The following is a 14455-nucleotide window of genomic DNA, read 5'->3' on the forward strand; positions in this document are numbered from 1 at the left end:
CACCAACGGCTTTCTACGCGAATTAACTGGATCAATTCACAGGAGTAATTATGCCTAAAAGCAGCAGATTTTACCAGGCACAAACACACAAAAACGTTACTCGTGACCGCTTTGTCCGTTCGGTGAATCCGGTGGTGGCTGAAAAGATGCGCGCCATTCTGGAAGAGCTGAAACGTAAGGGGGAAGGCCGTGAGTAATCTCGCCAAAGTAATACCTTTCAGACCGTCTGTATCGGTCGTGGAGCGTCAGGTGGCAGATATCGATGATGGTTATACCCGCATCGCTAACGAGCTGCTGGAAGCGTTTATGGCTGCTGATTTAACGGCTCGCCAGCTGAAGGTCGTTCTGGCGGTGATCCGCAAAACATACGGCTTCGGGAAAAAAGTTGACCGCATTACCAACACCCAGATTGCTGCAATGACCGGCATTCACCACACGCATGTTTGCAAGGCCAAGAACGAGATGATTGCGATGAATATCATCATAACCAGTGGTCTGGCTATTGGGGTTAATAAGGTCGTTTCTGACTGGAATTTCAACATTAGCCAAGTTAGCGAAACATTGGCTGATATAGCTAAACAATCATTAGCCAAGTCAGCTAATACCCATAAGCCAACTCAGCTAAACACAAAAGAAACTATTCAAAAGAAAGAAAGAAAAGAACCCCCTAAATCCCCCAAGGGGGAGTGTGGCGGGCAGGAAGAAAAATCTGTCTCTCAGAAAAAAACGTCTGTCGACTACCAGGCAGTGATGTCTGCATACAACACCACCCTGGGCGGCAGGTTGCCTCAAGCCGAATCACTAAACGATAAACGTCGCCGCGGTATCAAGCGCCTGATGTCAGAACTGAAAGAGCCAACGGTTGAAGCAGTGGAGAACTATTTTTCAGCGTTCGCCCGTTCTGCAAAGCCGTTTTATTTCGGTGATAACGACACTGGCTGGCGAGCTAATTTTGATTATCTGTTGAGATCGGAAACGCTGATTAAAACGCGGGAGGGTTCACTGTGAGCAATGAATTTCTGACCCCTCCGAGCAGCATCGAGGCAGAGCAAAGCGTGCTGGGTGGTCTCCTGCTGGATGACGACAGCAGTGAACGCACTCAGAGAGTCCTGTCGATACTCAAACCGGAATCGTTCTACTCGCGTCCGCACCAGGTCATCTTCGCTGAAATGCGCCAGATGTACCGAGACCACAAGCCTGTTGATCTGCTGACCCTGTTTGACGCACTGGAAAGCAAGTCACTGACTGAATCGGTAGGGGGCTTTGCGTACCTGGCTGAGCTGTCCAAAAACACACCAAGCGCGGCGAACATCGTGGCTTATGCAATGCGTGTTCGCGAAACGGCGATGGAACGCTACGGCATCGAAAAAACCACCAAGGCGATCGAGTTGCTTTATGCCAGAAACGGTATGACGGCAGAACAGAAATTTGACGCTATTCAGGGGCTGTTTACCGAGATAAACGAGCACGTCAAAACCGGCAGAAAAACGGGCCTTCGCACGTTCTATGACGCTGTGAATGACTGGTCAAATGAGTTTGACGATCGGATGAAACCTGATGGTCGTTCCCGTGGTTTATCGACTGGGATCCGCTCTCTGGATGAGCTTCTCGGTGTGAAGCGCATTGTGCGCGGCAGCCTGTTTGTTATAGGCGCTCGCCCGAAAATGGGTAAAACCACGCTCTATACCCAAATGGGCGTTAACTGCGCCACGGTCGAAAATGAGCCGGCCCTGATGTTCTCCCTGGAAATGCCGGAAGGGCAGATGGTGGAGAAAATCACTGCGCAGAAGGGGCGGATCTCGCCGAACCTGTTTTACCCGGACATGACGAAGGACGACTACGGCTATCGGGGGGACTGGAACAGCGATCTGCAAAAAGCTACCGGTGTCATGGGTGCGCTGATTGAAACCAACAACCTCCTGATTGACGACACTCCCGGTGTTTCACTGGCGCATGTTATGGCCGAGTCGCGCCGAATCAAGCGCGAACGCGGAAAGGTCGGGATGATCCTCGTCGATTACCTGACGCTGATGACCGCCGATAAGGCCGAACGAAATGACCTTGCCTATGGGCTGATCACAAAAGGCCTTAAGACCCTGGCGAAGGAGCTGGATTGTGTCGTTGTTCTCCTGACTCAGCTTAACCGCGATTTGGAGAAGCGAACCAATAAGCGCCCACTCCCGAGCGATTCCCGCGACACCGGTCAGATAGAGCAGGACTGCGACTACTGGCTTGCCATCTACCGAGAAGGCGCCTACGACGAGAACGCAAACCAGAGTGACACAGAGCTTCTGCTGCGCCTTAACCGGCATGGCGAGACTGGTGTTGTCTATTGCGAGCAACGACATGGTGCGATTTATGACTGCGACCAGGAGGCTGCCAGTCAGCGCCGGCGCGAGAAAGAAGAAAAACCAACCAAACGGGGTGGATTTTGATGAAAAACAATACCGGCAAACAGGCTGTAATCAACTTCATCGGGCAGCACCCTGGTTGCTCATTTCAGGATATCCGCCGCGGGACCGGGCTAGACCAGTCCGTTGTCAATTCTGCTTTGTGGCAGATGAACCGGGATGGACGCGTTATGCGAGAAGGAGAATGTCGGAGCTATCGCTACACCCTGGCAGATCAGACAGCCGTAACCGAAAGCACGTCAGCAGATTTTCAGTTCAGCAATCGCCACAGTGGCGCCAACAAGCTGACCAACCTTTTTAACCAGTGCCTGGCGGGAGTGAGAAAATGATTTTTCTCAAATTAGCACAAAAAGTGGTGGTTCAGCACCAAGGTGCATACGGTTGGGAATCTGAAACAGTCTACGAGCCTGTGTTTGTTGCCGCAGACCACATTATCAGTATGTTTTTCGCCGGGCTGACAGTCCTGAAAATGACCTCCGGAGAGTGCATTGAAGTGAAAGAAACCCCGGAAGAAATCACCGCCATGATCGCTGCAGGAGCCGCCAAATGACTATCACACTACAGGCAGTAAACGAGCTCATCGCCTCCCTGGAGAGCGCAGGCGAGCTGTCGATCAGAGAGCAGAAGTTCCTGAAGCTGGCGAAAGCGTACCAGCAGCTGGCTGCGGAGAATGTAGTCAGGCATGAATTCGTCAAAATCTGTTTCCGCGCAGCAGCAGACGGCGCATCGCTGGATGGCGCAGATATTCAGGAGATAGGTGAGCGCCTCGGGCTGTTTGGTCGCGAAACTTACCAGCCTGTGCTGCATGGGTATATCTGTGGTCATGAGGCTGGCGAAGATAGCGTGTATGTGATGAAAAGCGCTCCCGCCACCGATCGCATCTATGCAGAAGCCGAGGCGCGCGGAGTTGAAAAGTTGATCGAGCACTTAGTGAATAACGGCTATGACAGCGTTGCTAATGGCGTGAAGGCTTATATGCAGCTGCGCGAGGGGTCATAATGAGCCTATTCCAATGTGAAAACTGCGGCTGCTGTGAGAACACAGCTCTTTCATTCCAGGGTTTCCGGCCGATCAAAGAGGAGTTCGACTGGTCATACGCGCCTGAGCGTGAAGGCATGTTGCTGTGTTCGGCGTGCGGACCTACGCACCTTTGCGACGGGGATCCAACTCCCTGCGGCGGCAAGTGGCACGGTCAATTCCCGCGCGTGTTCCTGCCGAAAGGTATGTTTAAGACCGCTAGTAACGGGAATCTGGAGCACATCTGGACAGGTGATCAGGACTATACAAAATATGCATTGGAGAACGAGGAATGACTGATATCACCGAACTGGCGCTGATTACCAAAATCAAAAATCAGCTCAAAAACTTTGACACGGTGGTGCTGCGAGAGGCTGAGGCTAACGCGCTGGTAGAGGCGCTGGAGAAGGCGCAGACCAAAAACGCACTCGTTGCCGGCGGCATTGAAGCTTCGACAAAGCTGCATGAGCGCATTGCCGAGTTGGACGCAGAGCTTGAGCGTGAGAGGGAAAAATCACGGCGCGTGATGTCTCGCATCGCTGAGCTGGAGTCGCGCACCGTCACCGTGAAGCTGCCGCCAAAAATTGAGCGCGACGACTCTGATGGCTGGTTTATGTACAACGGCGGCCGCGTCGGCGGTGGTGCTGCCGAGTGGTACAACAAGGCGCTGGACGATGTCAGCTCTGCACAGTCCGCCGTCGTCACTGTAAAGCCTGAAGATGCCGATGGAGTTCGGGAGGAAGGCAACCAATTTTTAGTGGTTCGCCACCCTGGTAAGGTGCCAGTTATCAAGCACCCGGTTGGTCAGCTTGAGGATTATCTCCTTCAGATTCTGAAGGCCGACCCGTTAGCGACCATCGACATTGTGACTCATCGCTATTACGGCGTAGGTGGTCAGTTTGTTGAGGATGCGGATGAATATCTGCATGAGATGGGCATCAAGTGGGAGGCTGAATGATGGCCGTTACAAAAATGCTTTGCGTTAGCTCGACCAAACCAGCCTGGTTTACTCCTGGCGCTGTCTACGATTCTGAGCCCCGCGGCGTTGATACCTGCATTTGTGGCGACAACCTCGTTTCAGACCTCAACGAGGAAGACTGGTACGAGATGAGTCAGCGCGCCGATGGGCTCTGGTTCTTAATCGGTTTTCGGCAGTCAATCCTGTTTAGGGAGGCCGCGTAAATGGCACTGACACACGATGAGCTTTGCCAGATAGCCTGCCGCTTTCTGCAAAACAACGGATTCAAGGTGACGTTTCACGACCGCTTTGTCGCCTACGTTGGCACCGGCGAACAGCCTGATGCCATCGGCTTCCGTAACCTGGCCTCCTGCCTGATTGAGGTGAAGTGTTCCCGCGCTGACTTTCTGGCTGATAAGAAAAAGCCATTCAGGAGAATGCCGGGCGAGGGTATGGGCGACTGGCGCTTTTTCATGGCCGAGCCTGGCTTTATCGATGTTTCTGATTTGCCGACGGGCTGGGGACTGCTGCACGTCAGGAACGGGCGCGTGTACAAAGTCCACGGCTGGCCGGGAAGCGCGCTGTGGTGCTCTCGGGAGCATAAGCCGTTTCAGGCCAACAAACAGGCCGAGTGCGATTACATGTACAGCGCCCTGCGCCGGATGGACCTGCGCGGACACCTGAAAGAGGTTTATGACGGCGTGATAGTTAACCGGGCTGCAGAAGGAGCCAACCAATGACCAGCAAATTAACCAGAGACATCATACAGAGCGAAATTGCCGACTTCTTCGCCGGGGTCGTTGAAATTCACACAGAGTTAGGTGGCCCGAACACCGTAGAAGAGGCGCAGAACCAGCTAACAGATCGCGTGCTTGCCTGCGTACCAGTGGTGGACAGCGATCCGGTGGCGTGGATGCACAACAATAACGACATTGGCATACCAGCGATAACTGTAAGCCAAAAGATAGGCCATTACTGGATGGCTGAATTTGAGAATGTACAACCGCTCTATCGCCACGCGCAGCCAGCGCCAGCAAACGAGCCGATAACAGTAACCGATGATATGGCCTATGCATTCCACCATGCGCTAACCGATAGCATGCTGGGGGCTGACGAAGTGGAAGAGATTAAGACCGGATTACGAGTTGTTTTCGCTAATCTGACGGCGCCAATAGTAAGTGCTAAATACCCTGAAAGACTGCCATGCTCCGTGCTTTTAGAGCCCGGATTGCGTTTCGGCAAGGGCATTAAAACCAGTACCATGCTTGCCGCCCTTGCGCGCAGGGCCATATACGAATCAGATATGGCAGCGCTGTCACCAGAGGAGAAAGCAGAGTTTCGGCAGAAAATTGCAGACTTCAAAGCGCTTATCGCGCAGCCAGCGCCGGTAGTCACTTTCTATCGCGATGGCATTGAAGCCGCCGCAAAATGGATAGATCAGCAGCGTGAGGCATACGACAGCGAACACGGTCGACACGGCCCGGATACGGGCTCTTTTGAGTTCGGTAATGATGCCCAGCGTGAATATTCATCCACCCTAGAAGAATTGGCCGAAGGCATTCGCGGCCTGCATCCAAATGCAGGCAACTCTCCGGTGCATTCTGGACTCCGCCCGGAGCAAAACATCGGCTCTCCGGCGCAAAGCCCAATCGATCACGGCTATCGACCAGATTGCGAATGCTCTGGCTGCAAAGCTATGGGAAGAATCTGCGCTGAGTTAGCGGGATGGATACCGGTAAGCGAGCGGATGCCGGAGCGTGAGTACGTTCTGGCCGCTGACTTCAGTGGAAAGCGTTACTCTCCCTGCCAGCCTAATACGCAAGTGGGTATTTATGCTGATTGGTTTGATGATGGCAATCCTACATGGGATGACGGTGACGGGAACGACCTCCATCTCAAACAGGTTACCCACTGGATGCCGCTTCCAGCCGCACCGCAGGAGGTGAATCATGGCTGAGTTACGCGCAGGTGGGCTGGCATTGGTTATCAATTCAACAAAGCCAGAACAGGTGGGAATGGTGGTTACACTCCTTAAATTAGTTTATCCAGGACGATTTACACTCAACGGTAAAGAGTATTGCGCTAAAGCCAACTCACCTGTTTGGCTATGCGAGAAGCCTGAAGCTTACGTGACTTACTATCCGTGGCAACTGATGCCTATCGACGGCGACGACTTCAGCAATGAAGACGAGCACCAGAAGGAGCGGGAGCATGCCTAAATCCCCAGCAGAACGCAAAGCCGCGCAGCTAACCCGGTAGTGATATATAATCCCCTCCATCAACCGAGGGGATTTTTTATGTCGAAGTGGAACATTGCAGCCAAAAGCCTGGAAGAGCAGGACAAAGTTAATGTCGACCTGGCAGCCTCCGGAGTCGCATACAAAGAGCGCCTGAACATGCCAGTCGTCGCCGAAGTTGTCGCCAGAGAGCAGCCAGAACACCTGCGCGATTATTTCATGGAGCGCGTGCGCTACTACCGGGAGCAGAGCATCCAGTTGCCGCGGGCATCCGATCCGCGTTACATCGAGATGGCGGCACAAAACGAGAAAAAATAATCACTATATGAGGTTTTGCTTTTCTCCTGACTCCCCGTCATAATTTCACTGTCAGCCTGAACAACTGACACGACTTTCCGGCGCCAAGTGGGGACACATGGCGCACAAAAACAAAACCTCAAAGCAACACCTGTCACCGATGGCGAAAGTCACCGGCGATTTTCTGCATTCTGCGTTTGGCCTCTGCGGAGGTGAAGCGTGAAGCAACAATTCTGCCTCATCAACGACAGCGTTAAACAAAACGCCGTCAACTTCATTCGGTCATTGCAGGCCGATCGCCGCTTCCCGGTCATTATCGAAGCCCGCGAAGAAAACCGTACAGACAAGCAGAATCGTATGATGTGGCCCTTACTGAAGGACCTGAGCGATCAGGTGGTTTGGTATGGCGAAAAACTAGAATCTGCTGAGTGGAAAGACCTCATCACCGTCCTGGTAAGTCAGATGCAATCCCCGGAGAAAGAGCAGAAGTCTGCGCCAGGGATTAACGGCGGCCGCGTGTATTTCGGCGTGCGTACATCCCAGTCCAGCAAGCGCTATATGGTTGAGGTTATCGAAGCTATTTTCTGGTTCGGTACCGAGCACAATGTGAAATTCAGCGAGAAGTCCAATAGCCGCATTGCATGGGCTCAGGACTGGAGGGCGTCGCATGCACAGCCCACTCGCTAAAGTCATGGAGCGCTCGATATTTCGCACCTCCGGCCCTCGCAAGCGCAAGGAAGAGGTTAGGCCTTCTGACATCCCAACGATGCTCGGCTATACCGCTCGCCTGGTCGATAAGAAGTGGCTCTGCCTGAGAGCAAGGAGGACAAATGGCTGATTTACGCAAAGCTGCTCGCGGTCGTGATTGTCAGGTTCGCATACCCGGCATCTGCAATGGAAACCCGGAAACCACTGTCCTGGCCCATATCCGCATCGCCGGGCTGTGCGGCACTGGCATCAAGCCGCCAGACCTGATCGCCACTATCGCATGCTCATCCTGCCATGACGAAATTGACCGCCGTACCCACCTGGTAGATGCGGAATATGCGAAGGAATGCGCGCTGGAGGGTATGGCCCGCACGCAGGTTATCTGGCTGAAAGAAGGGAAGGTGAAAGCGTGAGTGAATATCGCATCTCATTACCATGGCCTCCGAGCAATAACCGCTACTACCGGCATAACCGCGGGCGCACACATATCAGCGCCGAAGGGCAGGCCTATCGTGACAGCGTTTCCCAAATCATCAAAGACAAGATGCTGGATATCGGCATTACCACTCCTGTGAAGATCCATATTGAGTGTCACATGCCTGATCGTCGTCGCCGGGATTTGGACAATCTGCAAAAGGCTGCTTTTGACGCGCTGACTAAATCCGGGTTTTGGCTGGATGACCAGCAGGTTGACGACTATCGGGTTAAGCGGATGCCAATCGTGAAGGGCGGACGACTTGACCTGTTCATCACCGAACTGGAGGCCGCATGAACCAGGACGTAATCGAGCGCATCCGGGAGCGCTGGCAAAAGCTCCGCCTCTGCCGGCACCGCGGAACGGTGATGACCGACTATCGAATACTGAAAAACTTTGTCCGCATCTATCAGACCCTGGGAGAGACAGCATGAACACTCAATACCTCCAGTACGTGCGTGAGCAGCTGATAGTAGCTACTGCAGATCTGAGCGGTGCGACGAAAGGGCAACTGGTAGCCTTTGCGGAAAACGCGATGTTTGAGGCAACGGCACGCAGCCGCGGACGTAAGAAAGTTTATGACCCTAAGAAAAAGCGCATGGTAAATCCTGATAGCCCTCCGATGGCCGGAAGCCAGTCGCGCGCCAAAGGTTCGGCGATTGCCCTGGTGCTGCCTGTCGAGTATTCCACGGCATCCTGGCGCCGCGCACTTCTGTCGCTCGACGATCACCAGAAAGCATGGCTGCTCTGGAACTACAGCGACAATATCCGTTGGGAGCATCAGGAAACGATAACCCGGTGGGCGTGGGATCAGTTCAGCCAGCAACTGGCCGGCGTGCGCATCGCAAAGAAAACGGTCGATCGCCTGCGTCAGCTTATCTGGTTGGCGGCGCAGGATGCGAAAGCGGGGCTGGCAGGACGTGACCAGTATCAGTACGCGGATCTTGCGGCTATGGTGGGCGTGACCCCCAAGAACTGGTCGGAAACCTTCACAGCGCGCTGGGAGGCGATGATAGGCATCTTTATTGGGCTGGATAGTGATGCACTTTTGCAGGTGACGCGATCACGTTCACAACAAAAGGCGACAAATTTAGACGTAAGTCTTGCAAAACTGGATTAAATGCGTCATATTTGAATCTACTTTGATATGCTGCCTTAACTTTAAGTGGCGGCATGAAGAATAAAAAGAGCCCTGGCGGAAACGTCGGGGCTTTTGCTGTTTTATAGAAGCGCCAAACGTTCAAACTGACCTAGCGAGAGCACATATCGCCTGTTTTTTAGGGTGAATTATGTTGATAACTTACGTCAAAACCGTATAATGCCGCGCCATCGATTACCTAAACGGTAATATTTCGGCAAGTAAAGCCGATGACTAATTTGATAAAAAGTAGTGTTTTTTCTCTTGTGTGGATCCGATTCTTTATGTAGGTTGGAGTTGTAGAGCACACAAAAGGCCTACTAAGGAAATTTAATTTGAACAAATTACAGCCCGCAGTCGTTTACACAATGACGTTTCTTATCATCCCTGCATGGGGAATTTGGCTGTTTTCGCTCATTAAATAACCAAACAAACTACCATCTAATTTTTTTCGAAGATCTTCATAGCCTTATGCAGTTAAAATACCCATGGTTCTAACGTCGCGGCCGCGCGTTGGGTATTTTTGCTATGCATAAGGAATTTCTTATAGAAGCCTCTGATAATTCTGCTTCCGGTGTGAAGGTTTGGATCCTAACCGCTATGGTCGTTCTGCTAATGACCATTGTTTCATTTCTGACGGTTCGTTTGATTAATACCGTCGATGAGACTGAGGCGGCCGTTCAGGCCTCAAAAGAAGTACAGGCATCCCAAGGTGAAGTAATCAAAGGTCTTCAGCGCGACCGAGACAACACCGATAAGGAAATCGAAAGGTTGCGAAACCAAGTAGATCGTCTGAAAGATGATAACGCTGCATTAAAAGCGAAGGTAGGTATACCTCTGACGCTGAACAGTGAGCCACCTTCGGGTGGCTTTTTCGTTTCTGCAATCCGGTCAGGGTTCTTGAGTGAAAGCGTGCCGCACAACACGCAGAAGCTCATACGCGAGAGCCCTGAACCAGATTCCAGTTACCCTCATTAGCCAGCCTTCGGGCTGGTTTTTCTATTTCAGGCCCGCGGGAATCACCATCGACACGCTTCGTTGTTAAATCCATCCCGACGGCCCTGCCCCTTTCAAACATACACAGCACCCGCAAACAAAGCGAGGTGAGAGATGAAAACAATGTCAGACAAAGTTACCACTGCCGCTGCGTACACAACGTCAGGGGCAACGTTTATTGCCGGAAGCATGTCGCTTAACGAGTGGCTGGCCTTGGGCGGTTTCATTCTCGCAATATTCACATTTGGCATTAACGTCTACTACCAGCGCAAAAGGGACCGGCGCGAAGAGCGTGATAGCAAGATGCGATATGGGGGGCGTGATAATGCCAGATAATATTTCAGCATTCCTTGACGTGATTGCGTGGGCGGAAGGCACGAGCACAAGCCGCTACACCAAAAACAACGGCTATGACGTCATCGTTGACGGCATCAACTCCCCACACATTTTTACTAACTATTCTACGCATCCCAATATCCTGGTGACCGTAAACCGGAAAGGACTCAAATCGACGGCTGCCGGTCGCTATCAGTTGCTGGGCAAATATTGGCCGCATTATCGTGACAAGTTAAGCCTCCCCGATTATTCCCCTGATTCACAGGATGCCGTGGCTGTTCAGTTAATCAAAGAACAGGGCGCGTACGCTGATGTGCTGGCCGGACGCATTGAAGTCGCCATTCAGAAGTGCTCGAACATATGGGCCTCTTTCCCTGGTGCTGGCTACAACCAGCGTGAACACAGAATGGCTGACCTGGTGGCGATGTTTAAAAAATTCGGGGGGAAAGTCGCATGACTCTCGTCGATAACTGGAAGCAAGCATGGCGATGGTATTCCACCCACGCGCTGATTCTCGCCACTTCAGTCCCGCTGGCAATGGCCGAGGCCGAAAAGTATTTCGGTCAAGAATTCCCGATGTGGGTAAAGGTGACGGTCGCTGGCGTGATCTTCGTGAGCGGGGTTATTGGTCGCGTCATTCTCCAGGAGAAATCAGATGTGGTCGATACTCAGCGCGATAATTAGTGCGATTGCGGCTTTCTTTGGTGCCAGAAAAGGCAACGCAGAGAAAGAGCAGAAAACCGTCATTAACGAATCATCCCGCGCCGGCGCGGAAATCTCCCGAACCACTTCACAGAGCATCGACGATGAAACTACAGAAGCCGCTAAGCAGAATTCTGCTGACGCTGAGCGCGTGCGTAATGCTGGCAGCGTGTCAGAGCGAACAACAGCAATTAACGACGCAATCCGACGCGCTAACGACAAAGCCGGTCGTTAACTGCGAGGAAAGCAAGTCGTTTCAGAAGCTGCCCGATTACCCGGAGTGTACAGACTGTGACAAAACTACTGACACTGCTGTACTGCGTGCTTACATCGCTACTCAGCAGGAGTGGGCAGTTAAAACCATCGGCGTCTACACCTATAACTCAATCCTCCGCGATAACACCGCAGACTGCCTCAATCAGCTGCGCGCCAGCGGTATTATCAACTGAAACAGGACAACACCCAATGAGCATCACTGTTAACACCCTGGCCACTATCGTGACCGGCGTATCCGCTATCGCATCCGGCGTTGTCAGCGTTTATGAAAACGGCGAAAAACTGCTGGAAATCATGAAAGCGGCCATCGTAAAAGTGGAAGAAGCCTATGCCAGCCTGAAGGCTGCTGGCGCGACCAAAAAAGCGCTGGTGCTGGCAACACTACAGGTGGCTGCCGAAGCCCTGGGCGAAGCGTGGGATAAAATCATGGATTATTTCTCCGCGCTCATCGATTCCGTTGTCGATCTGTACAACACTGCGAAAGGCGTGATTGATGATGTGAAGGGCGACACGGGCACCACGGAAACGGCTGCTGAAGCAACGGCATAGGCATTACAGAGCCACTTCAAGAGGTGGCTCGATAATGTCACAACGAGGTAAGCCATATGCGCACCACTGGAATCCTAATGGCGGAAATTAAGCTTCGCCCATACATGAAGCCGCTGCTCATCCTTTCAGTGCTTTTGCGCTGGGGCTGGCTCACTAAGAAGTGTATCCGGATTGTCCCTGTAATTGGCAAGCAGGCGTAATTATAAAGTTCTGCAAATGGTGCGTTAAAAGCGCCATTGACAGAGTTTTATATAAGTTTCACAACTTACCGATCAAAAAATTCCCCGGTAAGTATTCGAGCAACCCAGAGGAATATTCTGTATGGCGTCGAAAAAGCTTACAGCTGATCAGCAGCAGCTTTTCGATGCTCTGACTCCGCTGCAAAAAAGGTTCGCACTTGCAATCATCAAAGGGAAGAACCAGACGGACGCCTATAAGGCTGCGAAGGGGAAGGCTAAGACGCCAGAAGCCATTCGCAACTCGGCGAGTCAGATCTTTACAAATCTTGGTGTGCAAGCCTTTCTCAAATCAGTGCAGGGCGAGATTGTCGACGAGGCAATCATGACCCGAGAGGAGGCGTTAAAGCGCCTTTCTAAGATGGGTCGAACATCCATCGCCGATATAGCCGAGTTCAGCAACAGCGTCGTTGGCGAAGATGACGATGGCAATCCTGTGTTCCAGGCCGTGTGGAGCTTCAAAGATTCCGTTCTTCAGGACCCTGACGCAATGAGTGCAATCTCTGAGCTAACTACGGGAAAGGACGGCATCAAGCTGAAGATGCACGATCCCAAAGCGGCAATTAAGCAGCTTGCCGAAATGCAGGGTTGGGACGCTCCGAAGAAAACCGAGCTGACCGGTAAAGACGGCGGCCCACTGAATCAGGTGACGTACACCGCTGAAGACTATGCGAAGGCCCAGCAGAAGCTGGAGGGAAGGTTAGAAGGGCTGGACTGATATGAGCGGAATTATCGAATGGGATGACCTGTCATTCCCGGAGCGCGTGATCATCCGTTCAAAGTCCACGAAGTCATTCCTGAACTTCACCCGAATATGGTTCGAGCTGATTCAGGGCGATCGGCTGCTGGTTAACTGGCATCACCGCCTGATGGCTTCGAAAATTGATGATCTGCTTGCCGGGCGTCTTGTCCCGCGAAACCTCATTATCAACATCCCGCCAGGCGGTACGAAAACTGAGTTCTTCTCCATTCACTTCCCGGCGTATGTCAACGCCCTGGTGCAGGAGAAGCGGCTTAAACGCTTTCGCAACCTGAATATCTCTTTTGCTGACACGCTGGTAAAGCGTAACAGCCGGCGCACCCGTGACATTATCGCCAGCCGTGAATATCAGGAGTTCTGGCCCTGCTCGTTTGGTGTCAACCAGGCAGAAGAGTGGGAGATAAAGGACGAGCGAGGGCGCTCTATAGGCCAGACGGTATCGCGCTCAAGCAACGGGCAGATCACCGGTGGTCGTGGTGGCTACTACGGACCAGAGTTTTCCGGCATGGTGATGCTGGACGACTACAACAAGCCGGTGGACATGCTCAGCGAGTCCCGACGCAAAAGCGCGAATACGCTGCTGGTAAACACCATTCGCTCACGCCGCGGCGATAAGTCGAAAGAGCACCCGACGCCATTTGTAAGCATTCAGCAGCGCCTGCACACCGATGACGCAACTGGCTTCATGATTTCAGGTGGGATGGGTGTGCAGTTCCATCACGTCGCCATACCGGCCATGATCGACGAGAAGTACATCCAGTCGCTCGATGAGCCATGGCGATCGCTTTGCTGGGAGACGGTCAAAGATACCGATTCTGTGGTCGAGGGTGGCGTTCGCTACTGGTCTTACTGGCCGCAGATGGAAGACGTCAACGACCTCCTGCAGTTGTGGGAAAAGGATCGCTATACCTTCCTGTCGCAATACCAGCAAAACCCGATGGCGCTGACTGGCGGGATCATCGACACAAGCTGGTTCAGAACATACACCAACCTGCCGAAGCTTACGCATCGCGCCGTGTACGTCGATACGAACAGCGGAAAGGTAGAGGACTGGCTGGATTACACCGTATTTACACTGGCTGGCATGGGTGTGGACGGGAATCTCTACATCATCGATGTCGTCCGCGGTCGATGGGATCCGGAGGACCTCCTGAAGAAAGCGGAAGAGGTTTGGGAGAAATGGCGTCTGTCTGGCTCAATGCGGGTTATGCCGCTGCGCCATATGGCCATTGAGGAGAAGCAGGCCGGTCAGGGCCTCATCACCACGCTGAAAAAACGTAGCCAGACACCCGGTCAGCTCGCTATCCCGGTGAGAGAAATCCCCCGCGGAACCGGGCAGAACAAGCTAGTTCGCTGCCT

The 14455-nt window shown here is 52.7% G+C and carries 25 protein-coding genes; all 25 read left to right on the forward strand.

Annotation, left to right across the window (positions count from 1 at the left end; translation table 11 throughout):
* The first annotated feature begins 50 nt into the window (after positions 1 to 50).
* Positions 51 to 197, forward strand: coding sequence for a chorismate synthase (locus EDF73_RS27530; protein ID WP_165905787.1), 147 nt, complete (start codon positions 51 to 53; stop codon positions 195 to 197).
* Positions 190 to 1008, forward strand: a complete 819-nt coding sequence (locus tag EDF73_RS23800; protein ID WP_132731473.1) for a replication protein — start codon at positions 190 to 192, stop codon at positions 1006 to 1008. The genes EDF73_RS27530 and EDF73_RS23800 overlap by 8 nt, the downstream gene beginning before the upstream one ends.
* Positions 1009 to 1019: 11 nt before the next feature.
* A complete protein-coding gene (locus EDF73_RS23805) occupies positions 1020 to 2435 on the forward strand; it encodes a DnaB-like helicase C-terminal domain-containing protein (protein WP_165905790.1) in 1416 nt (471 codons plus the stop codon).
* On the forward strand, positions 2435 to 2740 hold the full coding sequence (locus tag EDF73_RS23810) for a helix-turn-helix domain-containing protein (RefSeq protein ID WP_132731475.1): 306 nt from the start codon (positions 2435 to 2437) through the stop codon (positions 2738 to 2740). Before EDF73_RS23805 ends, EDF73_RS23810 begins: the two co-directional genes overlap by 1 nt.
* Complete coding sequence (locus EDF73_RS23815; RefSeq protein ID WP_132731476.1) at positions 2737 to 2961, forward strand: hypothetical protein; 225 nt, start codon at positions 2737 to 2739, stop codon at positions 2959 to 2961. Before EDF73_RS23810 ends, EDF73_RS23815 begins: the two co-directional genes overlap by 4 nt.
* On the forward strand, positions 2958 to 3410 hold the full coding sequence (locus EDF73_RS23820; RefSeq protein ID WP_132731477.1) for a hypothetical protein: 453 nt from the start codon (positions 2958 to 2960) through the stop codon (positions 3408 to 3410). The genes EDF73_RS23815 and EDF73_RS23820 overlap by 4 nt, the downstream gene beginning before the upstream one ends.
* Entirely contained in the window at positions 3410 to 3724 is a 315-nt protein-coding gene (locus tag EDF73_RS23825; protein WP_132731478.1) for a hypothetical protein, read from the forward strand. The genes EDF73_RS23820 and EDF73_RS23825 overlap by 1 nt, the downstream gene beginning before the upstream one ends.
* Positions 3721 to 4386 carry an ead/Ea22-like family protein gene (locus EDF73_RS27870; protein WP_243655258.1) on the forward strand — a complete coding sequence of 222 codons (666 nt, stop codon included), beginning with the start codon at positions 3721 to 3723 and terminating at the stop codon, positions 4384 to 4386. The genes EDF73_RS23825 and EDF73_RS27870 overlap by 4 nt, the downstream gene beginning before the upstream one ends.
* A gap of 224 nt (positions 4387 to 4610) precedes the next feature.
* The gene (locus tag EDF73_RS23840) at positions 4611 to 5126 is read left to right on the forward strand and encodes a hypothetical protein (protein ID WP_132731479.1); all 516 of its coding nucleotides are present in this window, start codon (positions 4611 to 4613) and stop codon (positions 5124 to 5126) included.
* A complete protein-coding gene (locus EDF73_RS27875; protein WP_243655257.1) occupies positions 5123 to 6343 on the forward strand; it encodes a DUF551 domain-containing protein in 1221 nt (406 codons plus the stop codon). The genes EDF73_RS23840 and EDF73_RS27875 overlap by 4 nt, the downstream gene beginning before the upstream one ends.
* Complete coding sequence (locus tag EDF73_RS23855; protein ID WP_132731480.1) at positions 6336 to 6605, forward strand: hypothetical protein; 270 nt, start codon at positions 6336 to 6338, stop codon at positions 6603 to 6605. The genes EDF73_RS27875 and EDF73_RS23855 overlap by 8 nt, the downstream gene beginning before the upstream one ends.
* Before the next feature lie 78 nt (positions 6606 to 6683).
* Positions 6684 to 6941: a DNA polymerase III subunit theta gene (locus tag EDF73_RS23860; protein ID WP_132731481.1), complete on the forward strand. Its 258-nt coding sequence runs from the start codon at positions 6684 to 6686 to the stop codon at positions 6939 to 6941.
* A gap of 198 nt (positions 6942 to 7139) precedes the next feature.
* Positions 7140 to 7607, forward strand: coding sequence for a recombination protein NinB (locus EDF73_RS23865; RefSeq protein WP_132731482.1), 468 nt, complete (start codon positions 7140 to 7142; stop codon positions 7605 to 7607).
* The gene (locus tag EDF73_RS23870) at positions 7588 to 7758 is read left to right on the forward strand and encodes a NinE family protein (RefSeq protein ID WP_132731483.1); all 171 of its coding nucleotides are present in this window, start codon (positions 7588 to 7590) and stop codon (positions 7756 to 7758) included. Before EDF73_RS23865 ends, EDF73_RS23870 begins: the two co-directional genes overlap by 20 nt.
* Positions 7751 to 8041 (forward strand): DUF1364 domain-containing protein, encoded by a 291-nt coding sequence (locus EDF73_RS23875; RefSeq protein ID WP_132731484.1) that lies wholly within the window; start codon positions 7751 to 7753, stop codon positions 8039 to 8041. Before EDF73_RS23870 ends, EDF73_RS23875 begins: the two co-directional genes overlap by 8 nt.
* Positions 8038 to 8400 (forward strand): crossover junction endodeoxyribonuclease RusA, encoded by a 363-nt coding sequence (rusA, locus tag EDF73_RS23880; protein ID WP_165905788.1) that lies wholly within the window; start codon positions 8038 to 8040, stop codon positions 8398 to 8400. The genes EDF73_RS23875 and rusA overlap by 4 nt, the downstream gene beginning before the upstream one ends.
* Positions 8397 to 8537: a YlcG family protein gene (locus tag EDF73_RS23885; protein WP_132731486.1), complete on the forward strand. Its 141-nt coding sequence runs from the start codon at positions 8397 to 8399 to the stop codon at positions 8535 to 8537. Before rusA ends, EDF73_RS23885 begins: the two co-directional genes overlap by 4 nt.
* On the forward strand, positions 8534 to 9223 hold the full coding sequence (locus tag EDF73_RS23890; RefSeq protein ID WP_132731487.1) for a bacteriophage antitermination protein Q: 690 nt from the start codon (positions 8534 to 8536) through the stop codon (positions 9221 to 9223). Before EDF73_RS23885 ends, EDF73_RS23890 begins: the two co-directional genes overlap by 4 nt.
* A gap of 546 nt (positions 9224 to 9769) precedes the next feature.
* Positions 9770 to 10219, forward strand: coding sequence for a conjugal transfer protein TraF (gene traF / locus EDF73_RS23895; RefSeq protein ID WP_132731488.1), 450 nt, complete (start codon positions 9770 to 9772; stop codon positions 10217 to 10219).
* 343 nt (positions 10220 to 10562) lie between these two features.
* On the forward strand, positions 10563 to 11030 hold the full coding sequence (locus EDF73_RS23905; RefSeq protein WP_132731489.1) for a glycoside hydrolase family 104 protein: 468 nt from the start codon (positions 10563 to 10565) through the stop codon (positions 11028 to 11030).
* On the forward strand, positions 11027 to 11257 hold the full coding sequence (locus EDF73_RS23910) for a hypothetical protein (RefSeq protein WP_114264797.1): 231 nt from the start codon (positions 11027 to 11029) through the stop codon (positions 11255 to 11257). The genes EDF73_RS23905 and EDF73_RS23910 overlap by 4 nt, the downstream gene beginning before the upstream one ends.
* 122 nt (positions 11258 to 11379) lie before the next feature.
* A complete protein-coding gene (locus EDF73_RS23915; RefSeq protein ID WP_114264798.1) occupies positions 11380 to 11724 on the forward strand; it encodes a hypothetical protein in 345 nt (114 codons plus the stop codon).
* Positions 11725 to 11740: 16 nt separating this feature from the next.
* Positions 11741 to 12100 carry a hypothetical protein gene (locus tag EDF73_RS23920; RefSeq protein ID WP_132731490.1) on the forward strand — a complete coding sequence of 120 codons (360 nt, stop codon included), beginning with the start codon at positions 11741 to 11743 and terminating at the stop codon, positions 12098 to 12100.
* Between the two features lie 321 nt (positions 12101 to 12421).
* Complete coding sequence (locus EDF73_RS23925) at positions 12422 to 13054, forward strand: terminase small subunit (RefSeq protein WP_132731491.1); 633 nt, start codon at positions 12422 to 12424, stop codon at positions 13052 to 13054.
* A gap of 1 nt (position 13055) precedes the next feature.
* A partial coding sequence (locus EDF73_RS23930) for a terminase (protein ID WP_132731492.1) occupies positions 13056 to 14455 on the forward strand: 1400 nt, incomplete at its 3' end.

The organism is Klebsiella sp. BIGb0138, assembly GCF_004342285.1.
Classification (GTDB): Bacteria; Pseudomonadota; Gammaproteobacteria; order Enterobacterales; family Enterobacteriaceae; genus Klebsiella.

What these genes read in the sequence shown, in the direction of transcription:
- EDF73_RS23910 (WP_114264797.1), top strand. Translation starts at nt 11,027, where the DNA reads ATGACTCTCGTCGATAACTGGAAGCAAGCATGGCGATGGTATTCCACC.
- EDF73_RS27870 (WP_243655258.1), top strand. Translation starts at nt 3,721, where the DNA reads ATGACTGATATCACCGAACTGGCGCTGATTACCAAAATCAAAAATCAG.
- EDF73_RS23820 (WP_132731477.1), top strand. Translation starts at nt 2,958, where the DNA reads ATGACTATCACACTACAGGCAGTAAACGAGCTCATCGCCTCCCTGGAG.
- EDF73_RS23925 (WP_132731491.1), top strand. Translation starts at nt 12,422, where the DNA reads ATGGCGTCGAAAAAGCTTACAGCTGATCAGCAGCAGCTTTTCGATGCT.
- EDF73_RS23840 (WP_132731479.1), top strand. Translation starts at nt 4,611, where the DNA reads ATGGCACTGACACACGATGAGCTTTGCCAGATAGCCTGCCGCTTTCTG.
- EDF73_RS23855 (WP_132731480.1), top strand. Translation starts at nt 6,336, where the DNA reads ATGGCTGAGTTACGCGCAGGTGGGCTGGCATTGGTTATCAATTCAACA.
- EDF73_RS23875 (WP_132731484.1), top strand. Translation starts at nt 7,751, where the DNA reads ATGGCTGATTTACGCAAAGCTGCTCGCGGTCGTGATTGTCAGGTTCGC.
- EDF73_RS23825 (WP_132731478.1), top strand. Translation starts at nt 3,410, where the DNA reads ATGAGCCTATTCCAATGTGAAAACTGCGGCTGCTGTGAGAACACAGCT.
- EDF73_RS23905 (WP_132731489.1), top strand. Translation starts at nt 10,563, where the DNA reads ATGCCAGATAATATTTCAGCATTCCTTGACGTGATTGCGTGGGCGGAA.
- EDF73_RS23920 (WP_132731490.1), top strand. Translation starts at nt 11,741, where the DNA reads ATGAGCATCACTGTTAACACCCTGGCCACTATCGTGACCGGCGTATCC.
- traF (WP_132731488.1), top strand. Translation starts at nt 9,770, where the DNA reads ATGCATAAGGAATTTCTTATAGAAGCCTCTGATAATTCTGCTTCCGGT.
- EDF73_RS23890 (WP_132731487.1), top strand. Translation starts at nt 8,534, where the DNA reads ATGAACACTCAATACCTCCAGTACGTGCGTGAGCAGCTGATAGTAGCT.
- EDF73_RS23885 (WP_132731486.1), top strand. Translation starts at nt 8,397, where the DNA reads ATGAACCAGGACGTAATCGAGCGCATCCGGGAGCGCTGGCAAAAGCTC.
- EDF73_RS23810 (WP_132731475.1), top strand. Translation starts at nt 2,435, where the DNA reads ATGAAAAACAATACCGGCAAACAGGCTGTAATCAACTTCATCGGGCAG.
- EDF73_RS23915 (WP_114264798.1), top strand. Translation starts at nt 11,380, where the DNA reads ATGAAACTACAGAAGCCGCTAAGCAGAATTCTGCTGACGCTGAGCGCG.
- EDF73_RS27530 (WP_165905787.1), top strand. Translation starts at nt 51, where the DNA reads ATGCCTAAAAGCAGCAGATTTTACCAGGCACAAACACACAAAAACGTT.
- EDF73_RS23815 (WP_132731476.1), top strand. Translation starts at nt 2,737, where the DNA reads ATGATTTTTCTCAAATTAGCACAAAAAGTGGTGGTTCAGCACCAAGGT.
- EDF73_RS23870 (WP_132731483.1), top strand. Translation starts at nt 7,588, where the DNA reads ATGCACAGCCCACTCGCTAAAGTCATGGAGCGCTCGATATTTCGCACC.
- EDF73_RS27875 (WP_243655257.1), top strand. Translation starts at nt 5,123, where the DNA reads ATGACCAGCAAATTAACCAGAGACATCATACAGAGCGAAATTGCCGAC.
- EDF73_RS23860 (WP_132731481.1), top strand. Translation starts at nt 6,684, where the DNA reads ATGTCGAAGTGGAACATTGCAGCCAAAAGCCTGGAAGAGCAGGACAAA.